This is a genomic window from Streptomyces sp. SL06 (assembly GCF_058244745.1).
The window spans coordinates 250,012-267,789 of sequence record NZ_JBSYOT010000002.1; the positions used below are offsets into that span (position 1 = coordinate 250,012).

Annotated in this window: 13 protein-coding genes and 2 pseudogenes; 5 read left to right on the top strand and 10 right to left on the bottom strand. The window is 74.4% G+C overall.

The annotated features are described in order from the left end of the window. The first annotated feature begins 209 nt into the window (after positions 1-209). The gene (locus AC4IHM_RS01495) at positions 210-437 is read left to right on the top strand and encodes a DUF397 domain-containing protein (RefSeq protein ID WP_490865258.1); all 228 of its coding nucleotides are present in this window, start codon (positions 210-212) and stop codon (positions 435-437) included. Positions 438-562: 125 nt separating this feature from the next. Beyond that, a complete protein-coding gene (locus tag AC4IHM_RS01500) occupies positions 563-1,483 on the top strand; it encodes a helix-turn-helix domain-containing protein (RefSeq protein ID WP_490865259.1) in 921 nt (306 codons plus the stop codon). A 56-nt stretch (positions 1,484-1,539) separates the two neighbouring features. Here AC4IHM_RS01500 and AC4IHM_RS01505 read toward each other — a convergent pair whose 3' ends face one another. The 9 genes and pseudogenes from AC4IHM_RS01505 to bdeA form a co-directional block, all read right to left on the bottom strand. Further along, a complete protein-coding gene (locus AC4IHM_RS01505) occupies positions 1,540-2,358 on the bottom strand; it encodes an SAM-dependent methyltransferase (RefSeq protein WP_490865260.1) in 819 nt (272 codons plus the stop codon). Between the two features lie 146 nt (positions 2,359-2,504). Then, positions 2,505-3,782, bottom strand: a complete 1,278-nt coding sequence (locus AC4IHM_RS01510) for an ABC transporter substrate-binding protein (protein ID WP_490865261.1) — start codon at positions 3,780-3,782, stop codon at positions 2,505-2,507. Continuing rightward, positions 3,779-4,927 carry a branched-chain amino acid ABC transporter permease gene (locus AC4IHM_RS01515; RefSeq protein ID WP_490865262.1) on the bottom strand — a complete coding sequence of 383 codons (1,149 nt, stop codon included), beginning with the start codon at positions 4,925-4,927 and terminating at the stop codon, positions 3,779-3,781. Before AC4IHM_RS01515 ends, AC4IHM_RS01510 begins: the two co-directional genes overlap by 4 nt. After that, positions 4,920-5,816, bottom strand: coding sequence for a branched-chain amino acid ABC transporter permease (locus AC4IHM_RS01520; protein WP_490865263.1), 897 nt, complete (start codon positions 5,814-5,816; stop codon positions 4,920-4,922). The genes AC4IHM_RS01515 and AC4IHM_RS01520 overlap by 8 nt, the downstream gene beginning before the upstream one ends. Further along, entirely contained in the window at positions 5,813-6,613 is an 801-nt protein-coding gene (locus AC4IHM_RS01525) for an ABC transporter ATP-binding protein (RefSeq protein WP_490865264.1), read from the bottom strand. Before AC4IHM_RS01525 ends, AC4IHM_RS01520 begins: the two co-directional genes overlap by 4 nt. Then, a complete protein-coding gene (locus AC4IHM_RS01530) occupies positions 6,610-7,392 on the bottom strand; it encodes an ABC transporter ATP-binding protein (RefSeq protein ID WP_490865265.1) in 783 nt (260 codons plus the stop codon). The genes AC4IHM_RS01525 and AC4IHM_RS01530 overlap by 4 nt, the downstream gene beginning before the upstream one ends. 491 nt (positions 7,393-7,883) lie before the next feature. Then, the gene (locus AC4IHM_RS01535) at positions 7,884-9,170 is read right to left on the bottom strand and encodes a PucR family transcriptional regulator (RefSeq protein WP_490865266.1); all 1,287 of its coding nucleotides are present in this window, start codon (positions 9,168-9,170) and stop codon (positions 7,884-7,886) included. A gap of 118 nt (positions 9,171-9,288) precedes the next feature. Continuing rightward, positions 9,289-12,001: pseudogene (locus tag AC4IHM_RS01540) on the bottom strand (helix-turn-helix transcriptional regulator). A gap of 220 nt (positions 12,002-12,221) precedes the next feature. After that, the gene (gene bdeA / locus AC4IHM_RS01545) at positions 12,222-13,142 is read right to left on the bottom strand and encodes a bis(hydroxyethyl) terephthalate hydrolase (protein ID WP_490865267.1); all 921 of its coding nucleotides are present in this window, start codon (positions 13,140-13,142) and stop codon (positions 12,222-12,224) included. 627 nt (positions 13,143-13,769) lie between these two features. Between bdeA and AC4IHM_RS01550 the strand changes: the two are divergent. Further along, positions 13,770-14,655 (top strand): annotated as a pseudogene (locus tag AC4IHM_RS01550) (Gfo/Idh/MocA family protein). A gap of 13 nt (positions 14,656-14,668) precedes the next feature. Here the strand turns inward: AC4IHM_RS01550 and AC4IHM_RS01555 are convergent. Then, positions 14,669-15,016: a hypothetical protein gene (locus tag AC4IHM_RS01555; protein WP_490865268.1), complete on the bottom strand. Its 348-nt coding sequence runs from the start codon at positions 15,014-15,016 to the stop codon at positions 14,669-14,671. A 288-nt stretch (positions 15,017-15,304) separates the two neighbouring features. On the opposite strand from AC4IHM_RS01555, the gene AC4IHM_RS01560 reads away from it, so the two are divergent. Beyond that, positions 15,305-16,513, top strand: a complete 1,209-nt coding sequence (locus AC4IHM_RS01560) for a glycoside hydrolase family 64 protein (RefSeq protein ID WP_490865269.1) — start codon at positions 15,305-15,307, stop codon at positions 16,511-16,513. 60 nt (positions 16,514-16,573) lie between these two features. Next, on the top strand, positions 16,574-17,683 hold the full coding sequence (locus tag AC4IHM_RS01565; protein ID WP_490865270.1) for a PP2C family protein-serine/threonine phosphatase: 1,110 nt from the start codon (positions 16,574-16,576) through the stop codon (positions 17,681-17,683). Positions 17,684-17,778: the final 95 nt, after the last annotated feature.

Below are 17,778 nucleotides of genomic sequence, written 5' to 3' on the forward strand. Positions count from 1 at the left end.
GCAGTCGGGTCAGGTCGGAGATGGGGGGGCAGATCCCCCTGATGCGACGTCAGGTCAGGGCGCCTACCGAGGGGTTGACGACACGGCTATTATCCACGCTGAGAGCGATCGCGTGCAATTGCACGAGAAATTGCGCGAAAAAAATCGGATGGGAGCGAACCGGCGACCGACGAGGCCCGGTCCGCACCCCCAACGGCAAGGAGACCGCAGTGCCATCAGTGAGCAACGGAGTACAGGCCAGCACGTTGGACGTCTGCTGGAAGAAGAGCCGGCACAGCAACGCGGAGGGCAACTGTGTCGAGGTCGCGCTCGTGGACGGAGGCATAGCGATGCGCAACTCCCGCTACCCGGACGGTCCCGCACTCGTCTACACCCCCGCCGAGCTGGCCGCCTTCCTGGCCGGTGCGAAGGAGGGCGAGTTCGACCACCTGCTGTGAGGCGGGTGCTCCGACGGCGAGGCGGAGCCCAACTGCCCCTTTCCCGTGGGCGGATGGGCCAAGTCCCGGCACCGGTGGAATGAGATAGTCTTTTCTTCAAGTCTGCCGGTCTGCTGGGAGCCAGGATGTCCGCCGCGCCGCATCACACCTCCCGTCTCGAACCCTATCTGGACCGGGTCGAGCCGGCTCCGACTCTGCTGAAGATGCTCGTCGGCGTTCAGCTGGCGGGCCTTCGCGAGGACGCGGGCTTCTCCCAGGAGCAGGCGGCCCGCGCCCTCGGCTTCAGCCCGGCGAAGCTCTCGCGCATAGAGTCGGGCAAGGGCCGCAGGCCTCCGACGGAGAACGATGTCCGTGCGCTGCTGGAGCGGTACGGCACCGACGCCTACGAGGCCTCGGTACTGCTCAAGCTGTTGCAGCGCGCCGGAGAACCCGGCTGGTGGCAGCGGTACGACAAACGCCTGATGCCCGAGTGGTTCGACCGCCTGGTCGGTCTCCAGGAGGCCGCGGCGATCATCCGCACCTTCGAGATCCAGTACGTCCCGGGTCTGCTGCAGACGCGGGACTACACCCGGGCCGTGGTCGAGCGCGGCCTGCCGAACGCGCCGGCCGGGGAGATCGAACGGCGCGTCGAACTGCGGACGCGTCGCTCGAAGTTGCTGCACCGCGGCGACCCGCCCCAGCTGTGGGCGATCATCGACGAGTCCGTGCTGCTGCGCGTGCTGGGCAGCCGCGAGATCATGCGTGAGCAGCTCGCGCATCTGGTCGAGATGGCGAAGCAGCCGCATGTGACGCTCCAGATCGTGCCGTTGGACGTGACGAACGCGTCGGCGCCCGCGATCCCGGTCACCTATCTGCGCTTCGGCGGCATCGATCTGCCCGACGTGGTCTATCTGGAGCACATCAAGAGCGCCAACTTCCTTGAGGACCGGGACGAGACCGAGGAGTACCGGGTCGCGCTGGACCGGCTGGCCGACGAGGCGCTGACTCCCCGCGCCTCCCGGGAGTTGCTGCGCGAGACGATGACGCTTCGCTACCCCGCGGCCTAGGAAGCAGCAGAGGGGCCGCGCGTCGCACGGCCCCTCTGCTCTGTCGGCCCGCTCCGTCAGCGCAGGCGGCCCAGGCCGCCGAACTCGATCCACTCGTCGGTGAGCTGACGGGGTGCCACCTCGGTGTCAGGACGCCACTCGGAGACCTCCACCAGCCCCGGCTCCAGGATGTCCATGCCCTCGAAGTAGGCCTCAACGTCCTTGGGCTCGCGGACCCGGCCCCAGTGCCCCTGCGTCGCCCGGTCCATGAAGTCCGTGACGAACTTCCGCACTTCGGCGTCCTCGCTGACCAACTGGCAGATCACCGCGTAGCTCCCCGGCACGAGCCGCTCGGTCACCCGGCGGACGACCGCGCAGGGGCCGTCGGTGTCGCTGTCCGGGATGCAGTGGAAGACCGAGTTGAACAGCACGGCCACCGGCTGCGAGAAGTCGATCAGACGCTGGGTGTCCGGGTGGGAGAAGATCTCCTCCGTCGCACGCATGTCCGCGTGTATGACGGCGGTCCGGTCGTTCTGGTCCAGCAGGGCCCGGCCGTGGACCAGCACCATCGGGTCGTTGTCGACGTAGACGACGCGGGAGTCGGGGGCGACGCGCTGGGCGACCTGGTGCACGTTGTCCTGCGTGGGCAGGCCGGAGCCGTGGTCGAGGAACTGGCGGATGCCGTAGTCCTCGACAAGGGTCCTGACGACCCGCTGTAAGAAGCGCCGGTTGTTCAGCGCCAGGCGGCGCGTGCTGGGGACCACCTTGTCGAGTTCCCCGACCGCCGCCCGGTCGGCCGCGTAGTTGTCCTTGCCGCCCAGGTAGTAGTCGTACATACGCGCGGCCGTCGGCACATTGGCGTCGATCTCCGTGGACAACCGCTTCTCGACCTGCATCGTTCCCCCAGCTCCGTACCGCGCCAACTGCGCTGGCCTGACCGAGAGTACATCTTAAGGACCGGGTCTTCAGGGAAACCAGTGGCAGGACCCCATGACCGTCAAACCAACTGCCTGGCACGCGAATTGACGGACACTCAGCGGTCTCAGCGCCCGGCCAGGTAGGCGTCGACGCCGGGCGCCTTGTGGGCCTCCTCCACCTCGACCAGACCACCGACCGCCTTGGCGTCGGGCTTCAGCACATACGTGGACCGGCTCGCCGGCGCGGTCACGTAGGTGAAGTCCTGCGGGGTGCCGAGGCCGGTGTCGGCGTTCTTCTGCGAGCGGTGCGCCTTGACCACGCTCTCGCGGGTGAGGCTGCCGCCCGCACAGGCCTTCTTCAGGTCGGCGCCCATCAGTTGGGCGGCGTTGTATCCGGAGAGCACACCGGAGTCGACCGGCTCGCCCGGGTACTTCTCGCCGTAGGAGGCGACCATCTTCTTGACGCCCGGCAGTTCGGAACCGACCGCCGGTGCGGCGCTGACCACATGGACCATGGCCGCCAGCGCCGCCGCCGCGGGCGTCTTCAGCAACTGCGGGGCAAACCCGGGGGCGCTGCTGACGATCGGCACCTTCAGACCGCGGGCGGCGGCCACCCCGGCGAGCGAGGCGGTCTGCGCGGGACCCGCGCTGATCAGGATCGCCTTGACCCCGGCCTTGTCCAGCGCCGACACCTGCGCGGACAGATCGGTGTCCGTGGCCCTGATCTTCTGGCCGGCCACCTTCACCCCCGCCTGCCCGGCCGCCCACTCGGAGCCCTCCAGCGCGTTGGCGCCGTAGTCGCCCTCGAAGTACACGTGGCCGATCGTGTCACCCCCCGCGACCTTGCCGGTACGGGTGAGGAAGTCGACGGCGGCGATCATGTCGAGGTCGTAGGTGGTGCCGAGGACCTGAACGGAGTCCCTGCCGAGCAGGTCGGCCGCCCAGGCCTGCGGGAAGGTCAGCATGCGGTCCCGCTCGATGTCGTCGAGCAGGGCCGAGACCACCGGTGAGCCGATGACCTGGGGCAGGGCGACGACGTCCGGGGCGATGTCGGCGTACGCGGTGACGGCCTTCTGCACGTCGTAGCCGTGGTCCTTGACGACGATCTCGACCTCGCGCCCGCAGATGCCGCCCGCGGCGTTGGTCTCGTCGGCCCACATCTGCTGGGCCTGCACGATGCTTCTGCCGAGGGTGGCGTAGGGGCCGGTGAGGTCGGTCAGCGCGCCCAGTCTGATGGCCCTGTCGCTGACTCCTGGCCCTGTAGTGACACCGTCGGCGCCGTCGGCGGCGCTCGTGCCGCCCGCCTTGGAGCCGCAGGCGGTGCCCGCGAGCAGCACGGCGGCCAGGGCCGCGGCCAGGGCGGCGGTCCGGGTGGTGCGGGGCCTGGGGTGCGTGATGTTCACGGGGTGTGCTCCTCGGCTCGTGCGGTGGTGGCGGGGGTGCGGGGCGTGGTCCCGGCGGCGGGAGGGTCGGTGCCGGGCGGTGTGCGGCGCAGTCGGGCGCGGGTGCGGCGGGCGAGTCCGTGCAGGCCGTCGGGGGCGTAGAGGAGGATCACGATGATCGCCGCGCCGTAGAGATAGCGGGAGGCCTCGGTCGGGCCGAGGGAGCCGTCGCCTGAGCCCGGGGTGGCCACCAGCGGCAGCCGGTCGGCGTAGCGCGTCATCAGCAGGGGCGGCGCGGTGACGAAGACGGCTCCGGCGGTGGCTCCGGCCACGGAGCCGAGACCGCCGATGACGATCATGGCGAGGTAGTCGACGGAGAGGGCGAGGGAGAAGTAGTCCGGCACGACGCGGCGGAAGGAGAGCGCGAGCAGGACGCCGGCGAGGCCCGCGTACATCGAGGAGACGACGAACGCCGCCGAGCGGTACCGGGCGACGTGCACGCCCATCACGGACGCCGCGGTCTCGCTGTCGCGCAGCGCCGCCAGGGCGCGGCCGGGCCGCCCGCGCAGCAGTGCGCGCGCGGTGCACCAGGTCAGCGCGAACAGGGCGAGGCCCAGGTACCAGAGGCGTTCCTCGGCGCCGAACGGCACGCCCAGCACCGTCAGTTCCGGGCCGGACCCCGCGAAGGCGAACCCGGCGAACTCCAGCGGCGGCACCGAGCGGCCGTTGAAGCCGCCGGTGACGGAGTCGGCGGTGAGCAGGAGGTGGTGGCCGAGGAAGACCAGGGCGAGCGTGGCCACGCCCAGGTAGACGCCCTTCACCCGGGCGGCGACGGGGCTGAACAGGCCGCCCGCCGCGCCGGCGAGCAGTACGGCGAGGACGAGGGCGACGACGGGCGGCAGCCCGGGGCCGGGCTCGCCCGCGAGCCAGACGTAGCCGTAGGCGCCGACGGCGAGGAAGAAGGCGTGCCCGAGGGAGAGTTGTCCCGCGGTGCCGCTGAGCAGGCCGAGCCCGACGGCGCCGATGGCCGCGGCCATGGAGAACAGGCCGATGCGCAGCCAGAAGGCGTCCAGGTAGAAGGGCAGGGCACACAGGAGGAGGGCGGGCGGCAGGAGTCTGCCGTATGCGAGGGTGCCGCGGTCGCCTCGCTCGCGGAGGTCAGACACGGGCCGCTCCCTTCGCCGCGAAGAGCCCGGCGGGGCGCATCAGGAGGACCAGCACCATCACGGCGTACGGCGCGACATCGCCGAAGCCCTCGCCAAGGACGTGCAGGTCGGACTGGTAGCCGGCGACGAAGGCCTCGGTGAGGCCGATCAGCGCGCTGCCGACCAGGGCGCCGACCGGGGAGGCCATGCCGCCGAGGATCGCCGCCGGGAACGCCTTGAGGGCGATCTGCCCGGTGGTGCGCTCAAGGCCCGGCGCCGGGAACGCGACCAGGAAGACCGCGGCGAGCGCGGCGAGGCCGCCGGCCAGGCACCAGGCGACGGTGCGCACCCGGTTCAGCCGTATTCCCATGAGGGCGGCGGCCTCGGCGTCCTCGGCGGACGCGCGCAGCGACAGGCCCCACGGCGTGAACCTGAAGAGCGCGAAGGCGCCGCCGATGGCCGCGGCGGAGACCAGGATCGCGGCGACTCGGCTGTCGGCGACGGTCACCGGGCCCAGGTCGGTGACCGCGTCGCCCCAGGGGTCGCCGAGCGGCAGCAGGTCGCCGCCGATGCGCCGGGCCAGGTCGGTCACCAGGACGATGTCGATGCCGATGGTGACGATGGTCTGCGCGTGGGCGGTGTGCGGGTCGGTGCCGAGGCGTTGCAGCACCAGCCGGTCCAGCGCCCCGGCGACGGCCGCCGTCACGAGGACCGCGAGGGCCAGCGCCCCGGCGAACCCGAGGTCGTCGTGGAGGACGGCGACGAGGTAGCCGCCGAGCAGCAGCAGGGAACCGTGGGCGAAGTTCAGTACGCCGGAGGCCTTGAAGATGGTGACGAAGCCGAGGGCGATCAAGGCGTAGACCGAGCCGAGGGCCAGGCCGTTGAGGAGGTTGTCGAGGAAGCCGCTCATGCCGCGTCCTCCCCCGGGGTGTCGGTGCCGAGGTAGGCGCGCAGCACCTCCGGGTCGCGGCGCACCTCGTCGGGGGTGCCGTGGGCGATGACCCGGCCGAAGTCGAGGACGGTGACCTCGTCGGCGAGCCGCATGACCAGGCCCATGTCGTGCTCGACCAGCACGACGGACAGGCCGAGTTCGGCGTGGATCTCCCGGACGACCTCGGCCGTGCGGGTGCGTTCGGCGGCGTTCATGCCGGCCACGGGTTCGTCGAGCAGCAGGACACGGGGCTCCAGGCAGAGGGCGCGGGCGAGTTCGACGCGCTTGCGGTCGCCGTAGGACAGCAGGGCGACGGGTGCGTCGAAGTGGGCGCCCAGGCCGGTGAGTTCGGCGATCTCGCGGGCCCTGGCGAGGTGTTCGCGCTGTTCGCGCACGGCGTGCGGCAGACGCAGGGCACTGGCGGCGAACCCCGCGTGCGAGAGGGCGTGCCGGCCGAGCATCAGGTTGTCGGCGACGGTGCCCCGGGTGGTGACGATGTTCTGGAAGGTGCGGGCCACGCCGAGGGCGGCGATCCGGTGCGGGGCGAGCCTGGTCAGTTCGGCGCCGCCGAGTCGTACGGTGCCGGTGGTGGGCCGGTGCAGGCCCGACAGGACGTTGAAACAGGTGGACTTGCCCGCGCCGTTGGGGCCGATGACGGCGTGCACCGTGCCGGGGGCGACGGTGAGGGAGACGTCGTCGAGGGCGACGAGGCCGGCGAAGCGCACGCTCACGCCCCGGACTTCGAGCGCGGGGGGCGCGGCGGTGCGGCCGGTCACGCGGCCCCCCGGCCGTCGGTGGTCTCGCCGAGGTAGAGGCGGCGTACGGCGTCCGTCCTGGCGAGTTCGCCGGCGTCGCCGGAGAGCCGGATCTCGCCGACCTCCAGGACGTGGGCGTGTTGCGCGAGCGACAGCGCCATGCCGGCGTTCTGCTCGACGAGCAGCACGGCGGTGCCCCGCGCGTTGATCTCGCGGACGACTTCGGCGATCCGGTTCACCATCAGCGGGGCGAGGCCGAGTGAGGGTTCGTCGAGGAGGAGCAGTCGGGGCGCGGCCATCAGGGCGCGGCCGATGGCGAGCATCTGCTGCTCCCCGCCGGACAACAGGCCGGCGGCCTGGCCGGTGCGTTCGGCGAGCCGGGGGAAGAGGCCGAGGACCCGGTCCCGGGCCTCTCGGACCCGGCCCGGGGTGCGCCGGTCGAGGCCGAGTGCGCCGGCCCGCAGATTCTCGTCGACGGTGAGTCCGGCGAACACCCGCCTGCCCTCGGGCACTTGGACGACTCCGGCGTGTACGGCGGCGACCGGGTCCCGGCCGTCGAGGACCGTGCCGGCGTAGCGGATCCGGCCGGCCGTGATCGCGCCGCGGTGCAGGCGCAGGGTGCCCGAGACGGCCCGCAGCAGCGTCGTCTTGCCGGCGCCGTTGGCACCGAGCAGCGCGACGACGGCACCGTGCGGGACGGTCAGGGACACGGAGCGGAGGGCGGACAGCGCACGCCCGTACGTCACGTCGAGGTTCTCGACGCGCAGCGCGGGCGCGCCGTCCGGTGGTGCTGCGGGCATCGCGGCTCCTTGGGACCGGGCCGGGGCGGCACGGTGGCGGGTGAACGGGGGGCTCACGACAGCACGGGCACCGCCGGCCGTACAGGGCTCCCGCACGGGTTCGCTGCGGCCTCCCAGTCCGACGCCGCCGACTCTGTGCGGACGCCCAGCGGAGCACGGTGCCGCGCCCTTGGGGACGCCGGGTCGCCGAGGGGGCCGGCCGTGCCGCCGGACACCGCCTCCCCGCACCCGGCGCACAGCCGCGCCGAGGACGACACGACGCCGTGCCGCCGGAACCGCACCCGTAGAGATGCCGGGCCGCCATGGGGGCCGGAGCCGTGCCGCCGGGCGGTGGCCTCGCGGGTCGCCGCGTGGACTCGTGTCGGCGGCGCCGCCGTGCTCACCAGGGCATCGACGGACGGCGGCACCGCCGGACTCGCCGTGAGGTGCCGTTCTCCCTCGGCATGGAGCGGGCTCCGGTCCCGGGGCGGCGTGGGACGCGGATCGCGTCGTCAGTCGTGGAGGACCCGGTGGGCGGTCAGGGACAGGCTGATCTCGACGGCGTCGGCCGGGCGGGCCAGGGAGCGGCCGGTCAGTTGTTCGCAGCGGCGGAGGCGGTTGAGGACGGTGTTGCGGTGGCAGTAGAGGCGTTCGCCGGCCCGCTGCGCCGAACCGTCGCAGTCGAGCCACGTGGTGAGGGTGTCGAGCAGCACCTCGCGGTCGGCGGGCTCCAGACGCAGCACGGGGCCGAGCACCTTCTCGGCCAGGGCCCGGCCGAGTTCGGGGCTCGAGACGACCAGGGCGGCGGGGAGCCGGTCGGCCAGTCTCACCGTGCCGCCGTCCCGGGGACAGATGTCCAGCGCGGTGTCGGCGAGCCTGCGGGCGTCCCCGACGCGGGCGAGCCCGTCGACCGGGGTGCCGACGCCGATCCGGAGACCGGGGAGGTGGACGTGCGGCCCGGACTCCGGCCGCCGCGGGGCCGCGAGCCCGTCGTCGCCGGCGCCGATCAGGACGATGCCGTGGTCGGCCCCGGCCCCCGCGTGCCAGTGGACGCGCGCGCCGGGCGGTACGGCGGCGGCGCGGGCGGCTGCGGACCGGGCGAGGGGCCCGCCGGTGACGGCCACGACGACGTACCGGCCCTGCTCGGGCAGGCCGAGCGCCTGGGCGGCCTCGGGCAGGTCGGCGATGCGGCTGGTGCCGTCGAGCAGGCCGGCCGCCAGCAGCCGGGCCCGGTTCTCTCGGCGCCGGCCGATCTGCCACTCGGTCTGCCGGTAGGCGTCGGTGACGAGGGTGCAGTGCTGGTCGACGAAGTTCCACACGTCGGCGGCCACGTGGACGAGGAGGCGTACGTCCTCGGGCGCGGTCCTGGAGGTCTCCTCGACCAGCCGCTGCCACACCAGGGAGCCGCCGAGGCGGAAGGCGTGCAGCAGGGCGTCCAGCGGGAGTCCCTGCTCGGCGCGGGTGGCGCCGAGCCGCCAGGAGCAGCGGCGGGCCGCGTCCCGCGCGCCGCCCGGGTCGAGCAGCGAGGCCACGCCGTGCCGCAGCGAGCGGTGGACCTCCTGCCGGGTGGCGGTGGGAGCCCTGGTGACGGCCGCGTGGTACGCCGGTTCCTGCTCCTGGAGCAGGGCCACCAGCCGGTCGGTCAGGTCGGTCAGGTCGTCCAACAGGGCGTGTGCGGCCCGGTGCAGGACACGCAGCGCGTCGGCGTCGATCAACGACGTGACGCTCGGTGTCCGTGGGCGTGGCACGGGCGCGAGCCCGGTGCGGATCGCTGCTCGTGACCGTACGGCGTGCTGCATCGCGGTCCTCCCCGGGGTCAGGGCTTGCGGGGGCGCCCGGCGCGGGCCGTCCCGTCCGCGCCGGACCCGCCCCCTGGCTCGTCCTGCCCCGAAGGATGACATACCGTCCGGTCGGTCCCTAGGGTTGTGCACCGGTCTTTTCGGCCGGTCCGCGCTGTTCGGCGTGCTCGACCATGCGGGCCAGCTCCAGCCGGGACCGTACGCCGAGCGCGGCGAAGACCTTGCGGAGGTGGTAGTCGACCGTGCGGGTGCTCACCGCGAGGGTCAGCGCGACCTCGCGGTTGGTGGCGCCCTCGGCGACGTGCCGGGCGATGCGCAGTTGCTGCGGTGTGAGGCGGGTGAGGGTCCCGGCCTCCCCGCCGGGCGACGCCGCGCCGAGCGCGCGCAGTTCGCCGCGCGCCTGGGCCGCCCAGACGCCGGCGCCGCAGCGCTCGAAGCCGGCCAGCGCGGTGCCGAGCCGGCCGCGCGCCTCCCGCGGTCTGCGGCGCCGGCGCAGCCATTTGCCGTACAGCAGGGCGGTGCGGGCCCGTTCGAAGTCGCCGCCCGCCTCCTCGTGCCGGGCCAGGGCGTGCCGGTACAGGGCGTCGGCGTGGTCCGGCGGGGCCAAAAGGGCGCGGCAGCGGGCCAGTTGCGCGGCGGCCTGCGGGTCGGCGCCGAACGCCGCCCAGCGGGCGAAGTCGGTGAGGACCTCGCGGGTGTCCTCGTGGCGTCCGGCGAGGACCGCGGCCTCCACGAAGCACGGCACCGCGAGCCGCCACACCGCGAAGTGGCCGCGGCCGGGGCCGGGCAGCACCAGGAGGCCGAGCCGGTCGGCGGCGTCGAGGGGGCGGCCCCGGCCGAGGTCGGTCCGGGCCGCCGCCCATTCCGCGAGGGTCGCCGCCTGGGCCAGTCCGTGCCGCCTGGCGGTGGCCAGCGCGGCGGTGACGTGCCGGGCGACGACGTCCGGCTCCTCCTCGATCGACGCCGCGAGGGCCAGTACCGCCCGGTGGTGTGCCGCCGTGTTGCGCTGCCCGGCCCGCAGCGCGGTGCGCAGCCCCTCCTCGGCATGGGTGCGCGCCTGCGGGTGCCGGCCGGCGCGCAGTTCGGCGTAGGCGAGGTACTCCAGTGCCCGCGGCACCAGCGCGTCGGAGCCGAGCTGCCGGGCGGCGGCCAGTGCCCGAGCCCCGGCGTGGCGGGCGGCGTCCGTGTCGCCGAGCAGCAACGCGGCCTGCGCCGACCGCAGCAGCCCCTCGGGCCGGTCGTCGCTGCGGCCGCGCTCCACCACGTGCCCGAGGGGCGCGGTGGCCCGGTCGAGGCGCCCTTCGAGCAGCGCCCGCAGGCCGGCGCGGTGGTCGCGCGCGGCGGTGGCCTCGGGTGCCGCGGGGCGCCGGGCGGCGGTGGGCGGGCGGGCCGGGGTGTCGTTCCGGTGCGTCGGTTCGGGTGCGAGCGTGGTCAGGCACGCCCGCAGGTCGCCCGCCGCCCAGGCCGCGTCGACGGCGGCCAGGGCGGCGGTCGCGGCCTCGGCGGGGGCGTCCGTGGCGAGCAGGGAGGTGGCCAGCAGCAGGGACTGGTGGGCGTCCACGACGGGGCCGTCCCTGAGTTCCGTCAGGCCGCGCACCAGTTCGGCCCGCCCCCGTACGGCGGCGGGGGCGGCGCGGTCGCGGGCCGCGTCGAGCAGCGGGCGTGCCCGGTGAGGGCGGCCGGCGAGCAGGGCGTGCTCGGCCGCGGTGGTGTACCGCTCCGCCCGCCTCGCCGCGTCGGCCGTCAGCTCGGCGGCACGGGCGTACGCGGTCGCGCGCAGCCGGTACGAGGCCGGCACCGCCCCGTCGGCCGCCACCGCGGCCAGCCGGTCCGCGAGCCGGGGCGCGGGTGCCCGGCCGGTCAGGGACCAGGAGCGGTGCAGCAGCGCCGGGAGGCGGTGGCCGCCGGCCTCCAGCACGTCGGCCAGCGCGCGGTGCGCGGCGCGGCGCCGGTCCGGCGCGGCGGTGGCGTGGACGGTACGGCGGACCAGCGGGCTGTGGAAGCGCAGCCGGTCGCCGGCCAGCACGAGCTGCTCGGGCAGCGGTTGCGGACCGAGGTGCGGCCCGTACGCCGGCCGCAACTGCCGTACGGCGTCCAGGACCGGGCCGGCGTCGAACGTCCGGTCCGTCCGAGGCGCGTACGGCGGCCGCCGCCGTCAGCAGCAGGTCCCGCGCGTGTGCGGACGGGCCCACCGGTGCGCGGCCCGCGACCTCGGCGAGGGTCGCGGCGTCGGCCAGGGGGCTGGGCGGGGGCCGGTGGCCGCGCAGTTCGGCGGGTGACAGCCGACGGACCAGGGCGAGCAGCAGGGCCGGGTTGCCGTCCGCCTCGGCCAGCACCTGTTCGCGGACCGCCGGGTCGGCGGCGCCTTCGGTCGTGTCGTCGAGCAGGGCGGCGGCCCGTTGCGGGGTCAGCGGGTCCAGGCGGACGACGGGCAGGCGGGCGAACTCCGGGTCGACGGCGCGGTGTCCGGCGACGGACAGGAGCAGGCCCACGGGTCCCGCGGTGGGCGGGTGTTCGGCCGCGCGGGCCAGGGCGGCCCGGGACGGTGCGTCCCACAGGTGCGCGTCGTCGGCGCATACGAGCACGGGTGCCGCGCCGGCCGTGGCCGCCCGCAGGATGCCGGGCAGTTCCTCGGCGGTGCGGCGGGTGCCCGGCTCGGGGCCGGGGCTCAGGTGGAGTACGGGACCGGCCCGGAAGGAGCGGGCGGCCCACTGGAGCACGGTGGTCCGGCCGAGTCCGGGTTCGCCGGTCACGACGAGGTGGCCGCCGCGGGCGGGCAGTCCGTCCAACAGCGCGCGCACGGCCGTGCGTACGGTCGTCTCTCCGGTCATTCCCGGGAGGTTACGCGCGCGTAACCTGAGCCGGAAGCCATCGGTCCGGGGCGGTCCGCGGGGGCGTCGGGCCTGTCACCTGCGACGGTGCGCCGCGCGGGCGGTGCGCGTGCTGTGCCGCCGCCCAACGGGGCCGGGCCGGTGCCGTGCACCGGCACAACGCGCCGGCGGCGGCCGCGACTTGCCCGCGACCGCCGCCGGACGGTGCCGTGCGGGTGGGTCAGGAGTTGTGCGGGCAGTTGCCCCGGAACTCCTCGATGGTCAGGCTCGGCCGGGGCAGCGGGCACAGGAACTGCTCGTAGCGGGTGTCGTCGTCGATGAACCGCTTGAGCCAGGAGACGCTGTACTTCGCGATCGTCGTGTTCGACGAGATCGGTGCGAGATGGGTCGCGTTGTTCAGCTTCAGGTACGCGCGGTCCGTGGTGGACGGCAGGCCGGAGTAGAACGGTTCGGCGTGCGAGGCGACCGGGGCGACCGTGTCCCCGTCCGCTCCCACGATCAGTGTCGGGGTGCTGACCTCGGGCCAGGTCTTGTCCGTGTTCCAGGGCGTCAGGGGGATCGCGGCCTGGAGGGAGGGACGGGACTTCGCGGCCTCCAGCGTGCCGCCGCCGCCCATCGAGTGCCCCATGACGCCGAGCCGGGCGCTGTCGATCCTGTCGCGCACCGAGCTGCGCTCGGTGAGGTGGTCCAGGGCGGCCAGCAGTTGCCGGCCGCGTGAGTCGGGCTGGTCCAGTGTGGTGTTGGTGTCGATGGTGAACACGACGAAGCCCTGGGAGGCCAGCCGCGGGCCGAGCCAGGCGATGGAGGACTGGTACGCGCTGAACCCGGGCGCGATCACGACGGCGCCGAACGTGCCGTCGCCGGTGCTGGTCGGGTAGTAGATCGTGCCGCCGCCGAAGCCGGTGACCGCGAGCGAGGAGACGCTGGTGTCCGACACGGAGTACGGGCCGCGCGACGCCTCGATGCTGGACTCGGTGGGCGCCGGGCCGCGCTCGTAAGGGTTGTCGGCGGCCTGGGCACCCGGGCCGGTGAGGGTACCGAGCGCGACGACCGCGGCCACGGCCGCCGTGACGCCGGCGAGCCGCCGCCGCGTTCCGCGCGGGGCCCGGGGGGCGGCGTGGGGGTGGGGGTTCTGCTGCACGAGGAGTGGTCCTCTCTGTCGTGGCGAGCGGCCCGGCCGGTGATCGCACACGCCCGGAACACGTGCTGACACGTGCTCCGGGACATCCACCGGCCGGACATCGCCGATGAGCCGGAGATGCCACTGTCGGCACCCGACCCGCTCCCCGGGATCGGCAGAATCACCGGCCTCACCCGAAGCGACGACGCACGGGCCCGTCCGTCCCGCAGACGATTCCCCGGGACGAGGACGGACCCACGGACCGGGAACGGGGCGGACCACCGAGCCACGCCACGCGGCAGACGGTCCGACGACCACGGGGCACGGCAGCAGGCGCACGGGCCAAGGCCGGGAATCAACTCACCAGGGCGCACCGCGCGGCTGGCGGCCGGGGGCCGGGGGCCGGGGGCCGGGGGCCGGGGGCCGGGAGCCGGGGGCCGGGGGCCGGGAGCCGGGAGCCGGGAGCCGGGAGCCGGGAGCCGGGAGCCGGGAGCCGGGAGCGGATCGTACGGTGCCTGCGCGGTGTTCGTGGAGTGCGGGTCTGTCCGGGTGGGCGGTGGTGTGGCACGCTCGGTGGTCGGTCGGGGCGTGGCGTGCCGGCCGTCAGGGGGCCCGGCCTCGGGTCCGGCAGCGTGGAGAGGCGACGGCATGCGTATCGGACTGCTCGGCACCGGCCCCTGGGCGGACATGACGCACGCCCCCGCGCTCGTCCGGCACGACGAACTGGACTTCGTGGGCGTGTGGGGGCGTCGCCCGGACGCCGCCAAGGAACTGGCGGAGCGGCACGGCACACGTGCCTACGACGAGGTCGACGCCCTGCTCGCCGACGTGGACGCCGTCGCCGTCGCGCTGCCTCCCGCCGTGCAGGCCGGCCTGGCGGTGCGCGCGGCACGGGCCGGGTGCCATCTGCTGCTCGACAAGCCGCTCGCGGCGACCGTGGCCGAGGGGCGGGCGGTGGTGGAGGCGGTGCGTGCGGCGGGCGTCTCCTCGGTCGTGTTCCTCACCACCCGGTTCCAGCCGGAGACCGAGGCGTGGATCACCGAACAGGCCGCCGGGGGCGGCTGGTTCACGGCGCGGGCACAGTGGCTCGGCGCCGTGTTCACCGGCGACAGCCCGTTCGCCGACTCGCCCTGGCGACGGGAGAAGGGCGCCCTGTGGGACGTTCGGACCGCACGCGCTGTCCGTACTGCTGCCGGTCCTCGGCGACGCCCGGCGCGTGACCGCGGCGGCACCGGGTCCCGGGGACACCGTCCATCTGGTCCTCGACCACGCCGGCGGGGCGTCCAGCACGCTCACGCTCAGTCTGACGGCGCCGCCCGCCGCCGCGGGTGCGACGGTGGAGCTGCGCGGCCGGGCCGGTGTGACGCTCCTGCCGGAGACCGCGCAGGGGCCGGTGCCCGCGCTCGCGCGGGCCGCGGACGCGCTGCTCGCCGCCGCGGGCGGCGGGCGCCCGCATCCGTGCGACGCGGCGTTCGGCCTGCGGGTCACCGAGATCCTCGCCGAGGCCGAGGAGCTGCTCACCAGGGAGCGGTGACCGGTGACCGCGCTCAGCCGTCGCTCCACCGGAACCACGCCCGGTCGCCCTTGACGTGCAGCAGGAACGCGGCGACCGGCCCGTCGGGCGAGATCAGCCGCACGCGCCGTTCGATCTCGGCGCAGACCGCCTCCCACCGCGTCCAGTGCTCCGCGTCGTCCCGCTCCGCGAGGGCGAGGGCGAGTTCGTGGGCGAACAGGTCCTGGACGGCGCCGTACGCCGGACCGGCCCGGAACCGGCCCGACAACCAGGGGAAGTCGGCGTCGTCGATCAGGATCTCCCCGATCCGCGCACCGGCTCCCCCGTCCGGCCCGGCGTCGGGCACCCCGCGCACGTACCAGGTCTCCCCCTCGAACCCCATGCCGCCTCCGCCTCGCCCGCGCCGCCGATCACCGTGCGGGCCAGGATGCCACCCCGCCGGTTTCCCGGCCCGGGTTAAGCGGGTCCTAAACACCGGTTAAGCGTCCCCGCGCGGCCCCGGGACGCCCCAAGTCCGAGCTGGGACAACGGGCTTGGGGGCGGGAGACGGCGGTTGGCCGGGGCATCCGGTCTGCGTACCATCGCCGCACGGCGCGAGAGCGCTCTCAGACTCCGCTCACGGGTTTCCGCTCTCGCACCGTCATGTCCCGATCCCTCTGGAGACCCCCACATGACCCCTCGTCACCAGCGCTCGCTCGGCCGCCGCAAGCTGCTCGTCGCCCTCGGCGGAGCGGCCGTGGCCGCGCCCGTGATCGCCGCCGTCGCCCCGCACGCCCTCGCGGGTGTCACCCCGGACGACGGCACGGCCGCCGCCAAGGCCGCCGGCGCCCTGCCGCTGACGATCGTCAACAGCACCGGCACCTTCGGCAACGCCGATGTCCACGTGTACATCGTCGGCAACCAGGACGGCCAGCAGGTACGCGTCACCCCCGAGGGCACCGTCGCACCCGTGGCGCTGTCGGACAACGGCCCCGACGGCTACACCGACTACGCCATCGGCCTCGCCGGCAGCGGCGAGACCGCGCTGAGCCTGCCGTACCTGTCCGGCCGGATCTACGTGTCCCTCGGCGAGAAGCTGAGGTTCAAGGTCGTCGAGGACGGCGCCGGAAACGCCGCGCTCCAGTACCCGGCGGGCTGGGTCGAGTCCGACCCCAACTACGGGGTGCTGCACGACTGCGCCGAGTTCACCCACAACTCCGCCGGGATGTTCTGCAACACCACCATGGTCGACATGTTCAGCGTGCCGCTGAGCATCCGGCTGACCGGCGACCAGGACCGCACGACCGGCACCGTGCGGCCGGGCGGGCGGGCGGCCGTCTTCGAGGCGCTGCGGAAGGCCGAGGAGTTCGCGCCGCTGGTCGTGGACGACACCCGCGTGATCGCCCCCGGGCACGGTCTGGACGCCGGGCTGTTCCCCGAGGACTACCTCGCCCCCTACATCGACGAGGTGTGGAGCACCTACACCGGCAGGGATCTGAGGATCACCACCGACGCCGGGACCTTCACCGGCCGGGTCCGCGGTGACCGGCTGACCTTCGACGGGCCGGCCCAGGTGTCCTTCGCCAGGCCCTCCACCCGCGACGTGCTGTTCTGCGACGGCGCCCTGGCCGCGCCCAACGACGGCACGACCGGTCCCGTCGCCGCGGTCCTGGGCGCCGGCTTCAACCGCTCCACGCTGCTCTCCTCGGCCGACCAGCCGACGACGGACACCGCGCAGTTCTACGGGACCGGCCTGACCAACCACTACGCGAAGGCCGTGCACGCGGCCACCGAGGACGGCAGGGCGTACGGCTTCGCCTTCGACGACGTGGCCGACTTCGCCTCCTACATCCAGGACTCGGCGCCCACCGGTTTCCGGCTGACGCTCGGCGCCCTGTAGGCACCGCGCCACCGCACCGCCCGGCGTGCGGGAGCCGGGGCGGCGTAGGAGCGTGGTGGTGTGCGAAAGGTGTCCGGCTGGCGACCACGCCGGGGCGAGGACCGAAAGAGCTGGCTGAGCGGGGCCCCGCCGCCCCGCTGGGTACGCGTGCTGCCGCCGGCTCTCGCCGTGGCGATCTGCACGGTGACGTTCGTCAGCCACGACCCCCTCGACATCGGCTTCCTGCTCGGGGCCATCCCGCCGCTGGCCGTCCTGTCGTACAGCCCGATGGCGACCGCCCTGCTGGGCGGCGCCGTGATCGCGATGCTGAACATCCCGGCCTTCGAGCTGGACCGGCCGGGCAACGCCGATCTGCTGACCATCGTCTTCGTCGCCGTCCTCAGCGTCTTCGTGTCCTTCGTGCGCAGCCGCCGCGACGCCCAGCTGGACCTGGAACGCACGGTGGCCGAGGCCGCGCAGCGTGCCGTCGCGCCCCCGCTGCCCGAGCGGGTCGGGACGGTGCGCTGCACGGGGCTGTACCGGGCGGCGCAGCGCGGGACGCTCGTCGGGGGCGACTTCTTCGACGTACGGGAGGGGCCCTTCGGCGTACGGGTCGTGACGGGGGACGTGCAGGGACACGGTCTGTCGGCGGTGTCGACGGTCGCCTCGCTGCTGGGGGCGTTCCGGGAGGCGGTGCTCGACGAGCCGCAGCTCACGTCGGTGGCCCGGCGGCTCGACCGCAGGCTGCTGGTCGACGCGGCGGACGAGCGGCACGACGAGTTGTTCGCCACGGCCGCGCTGCTGGAGTTCTCCGCGGACGCCCTGGAGGCACGCGTCGTCGTCTGCGGCAACCCCCCGCCCCTGCTGCTGCGGGGCGCGCGGGCCACGGAGATCGAGGTCGTGCCGTGGACGCCGCTCGGGCTCGGGCTCGCGGACCCCGCCGCGATCGAGGCGCGCGCGGTGTCGCTGCGCCCCGGCGACCGGCTCTTCCTCGCCTCGGACGGTGTGGTCGAGGCCAGGGACGACCGGGGCGCGTTCTATCCGCTGGCCGACCGGCTGACCGCCTTCGCCGACGAGGACTCCGCCGCGCTTCCCGAGCGGGTCTGGGACGACCTCGTGCGCTTCTGCCCGGAGGTGCGGGACGATGTCACGATGCTCGTCCTGACTCCCTCGCCGCCGTCCGGGCACTGATGTCCCGCTGCCTTCTTCCCGTGCTCCGGATGCGCGGGACGCTTCCGCGTTGAATGGTGTTATCGGGATATTCGGGACGTACACAGCACGGCACC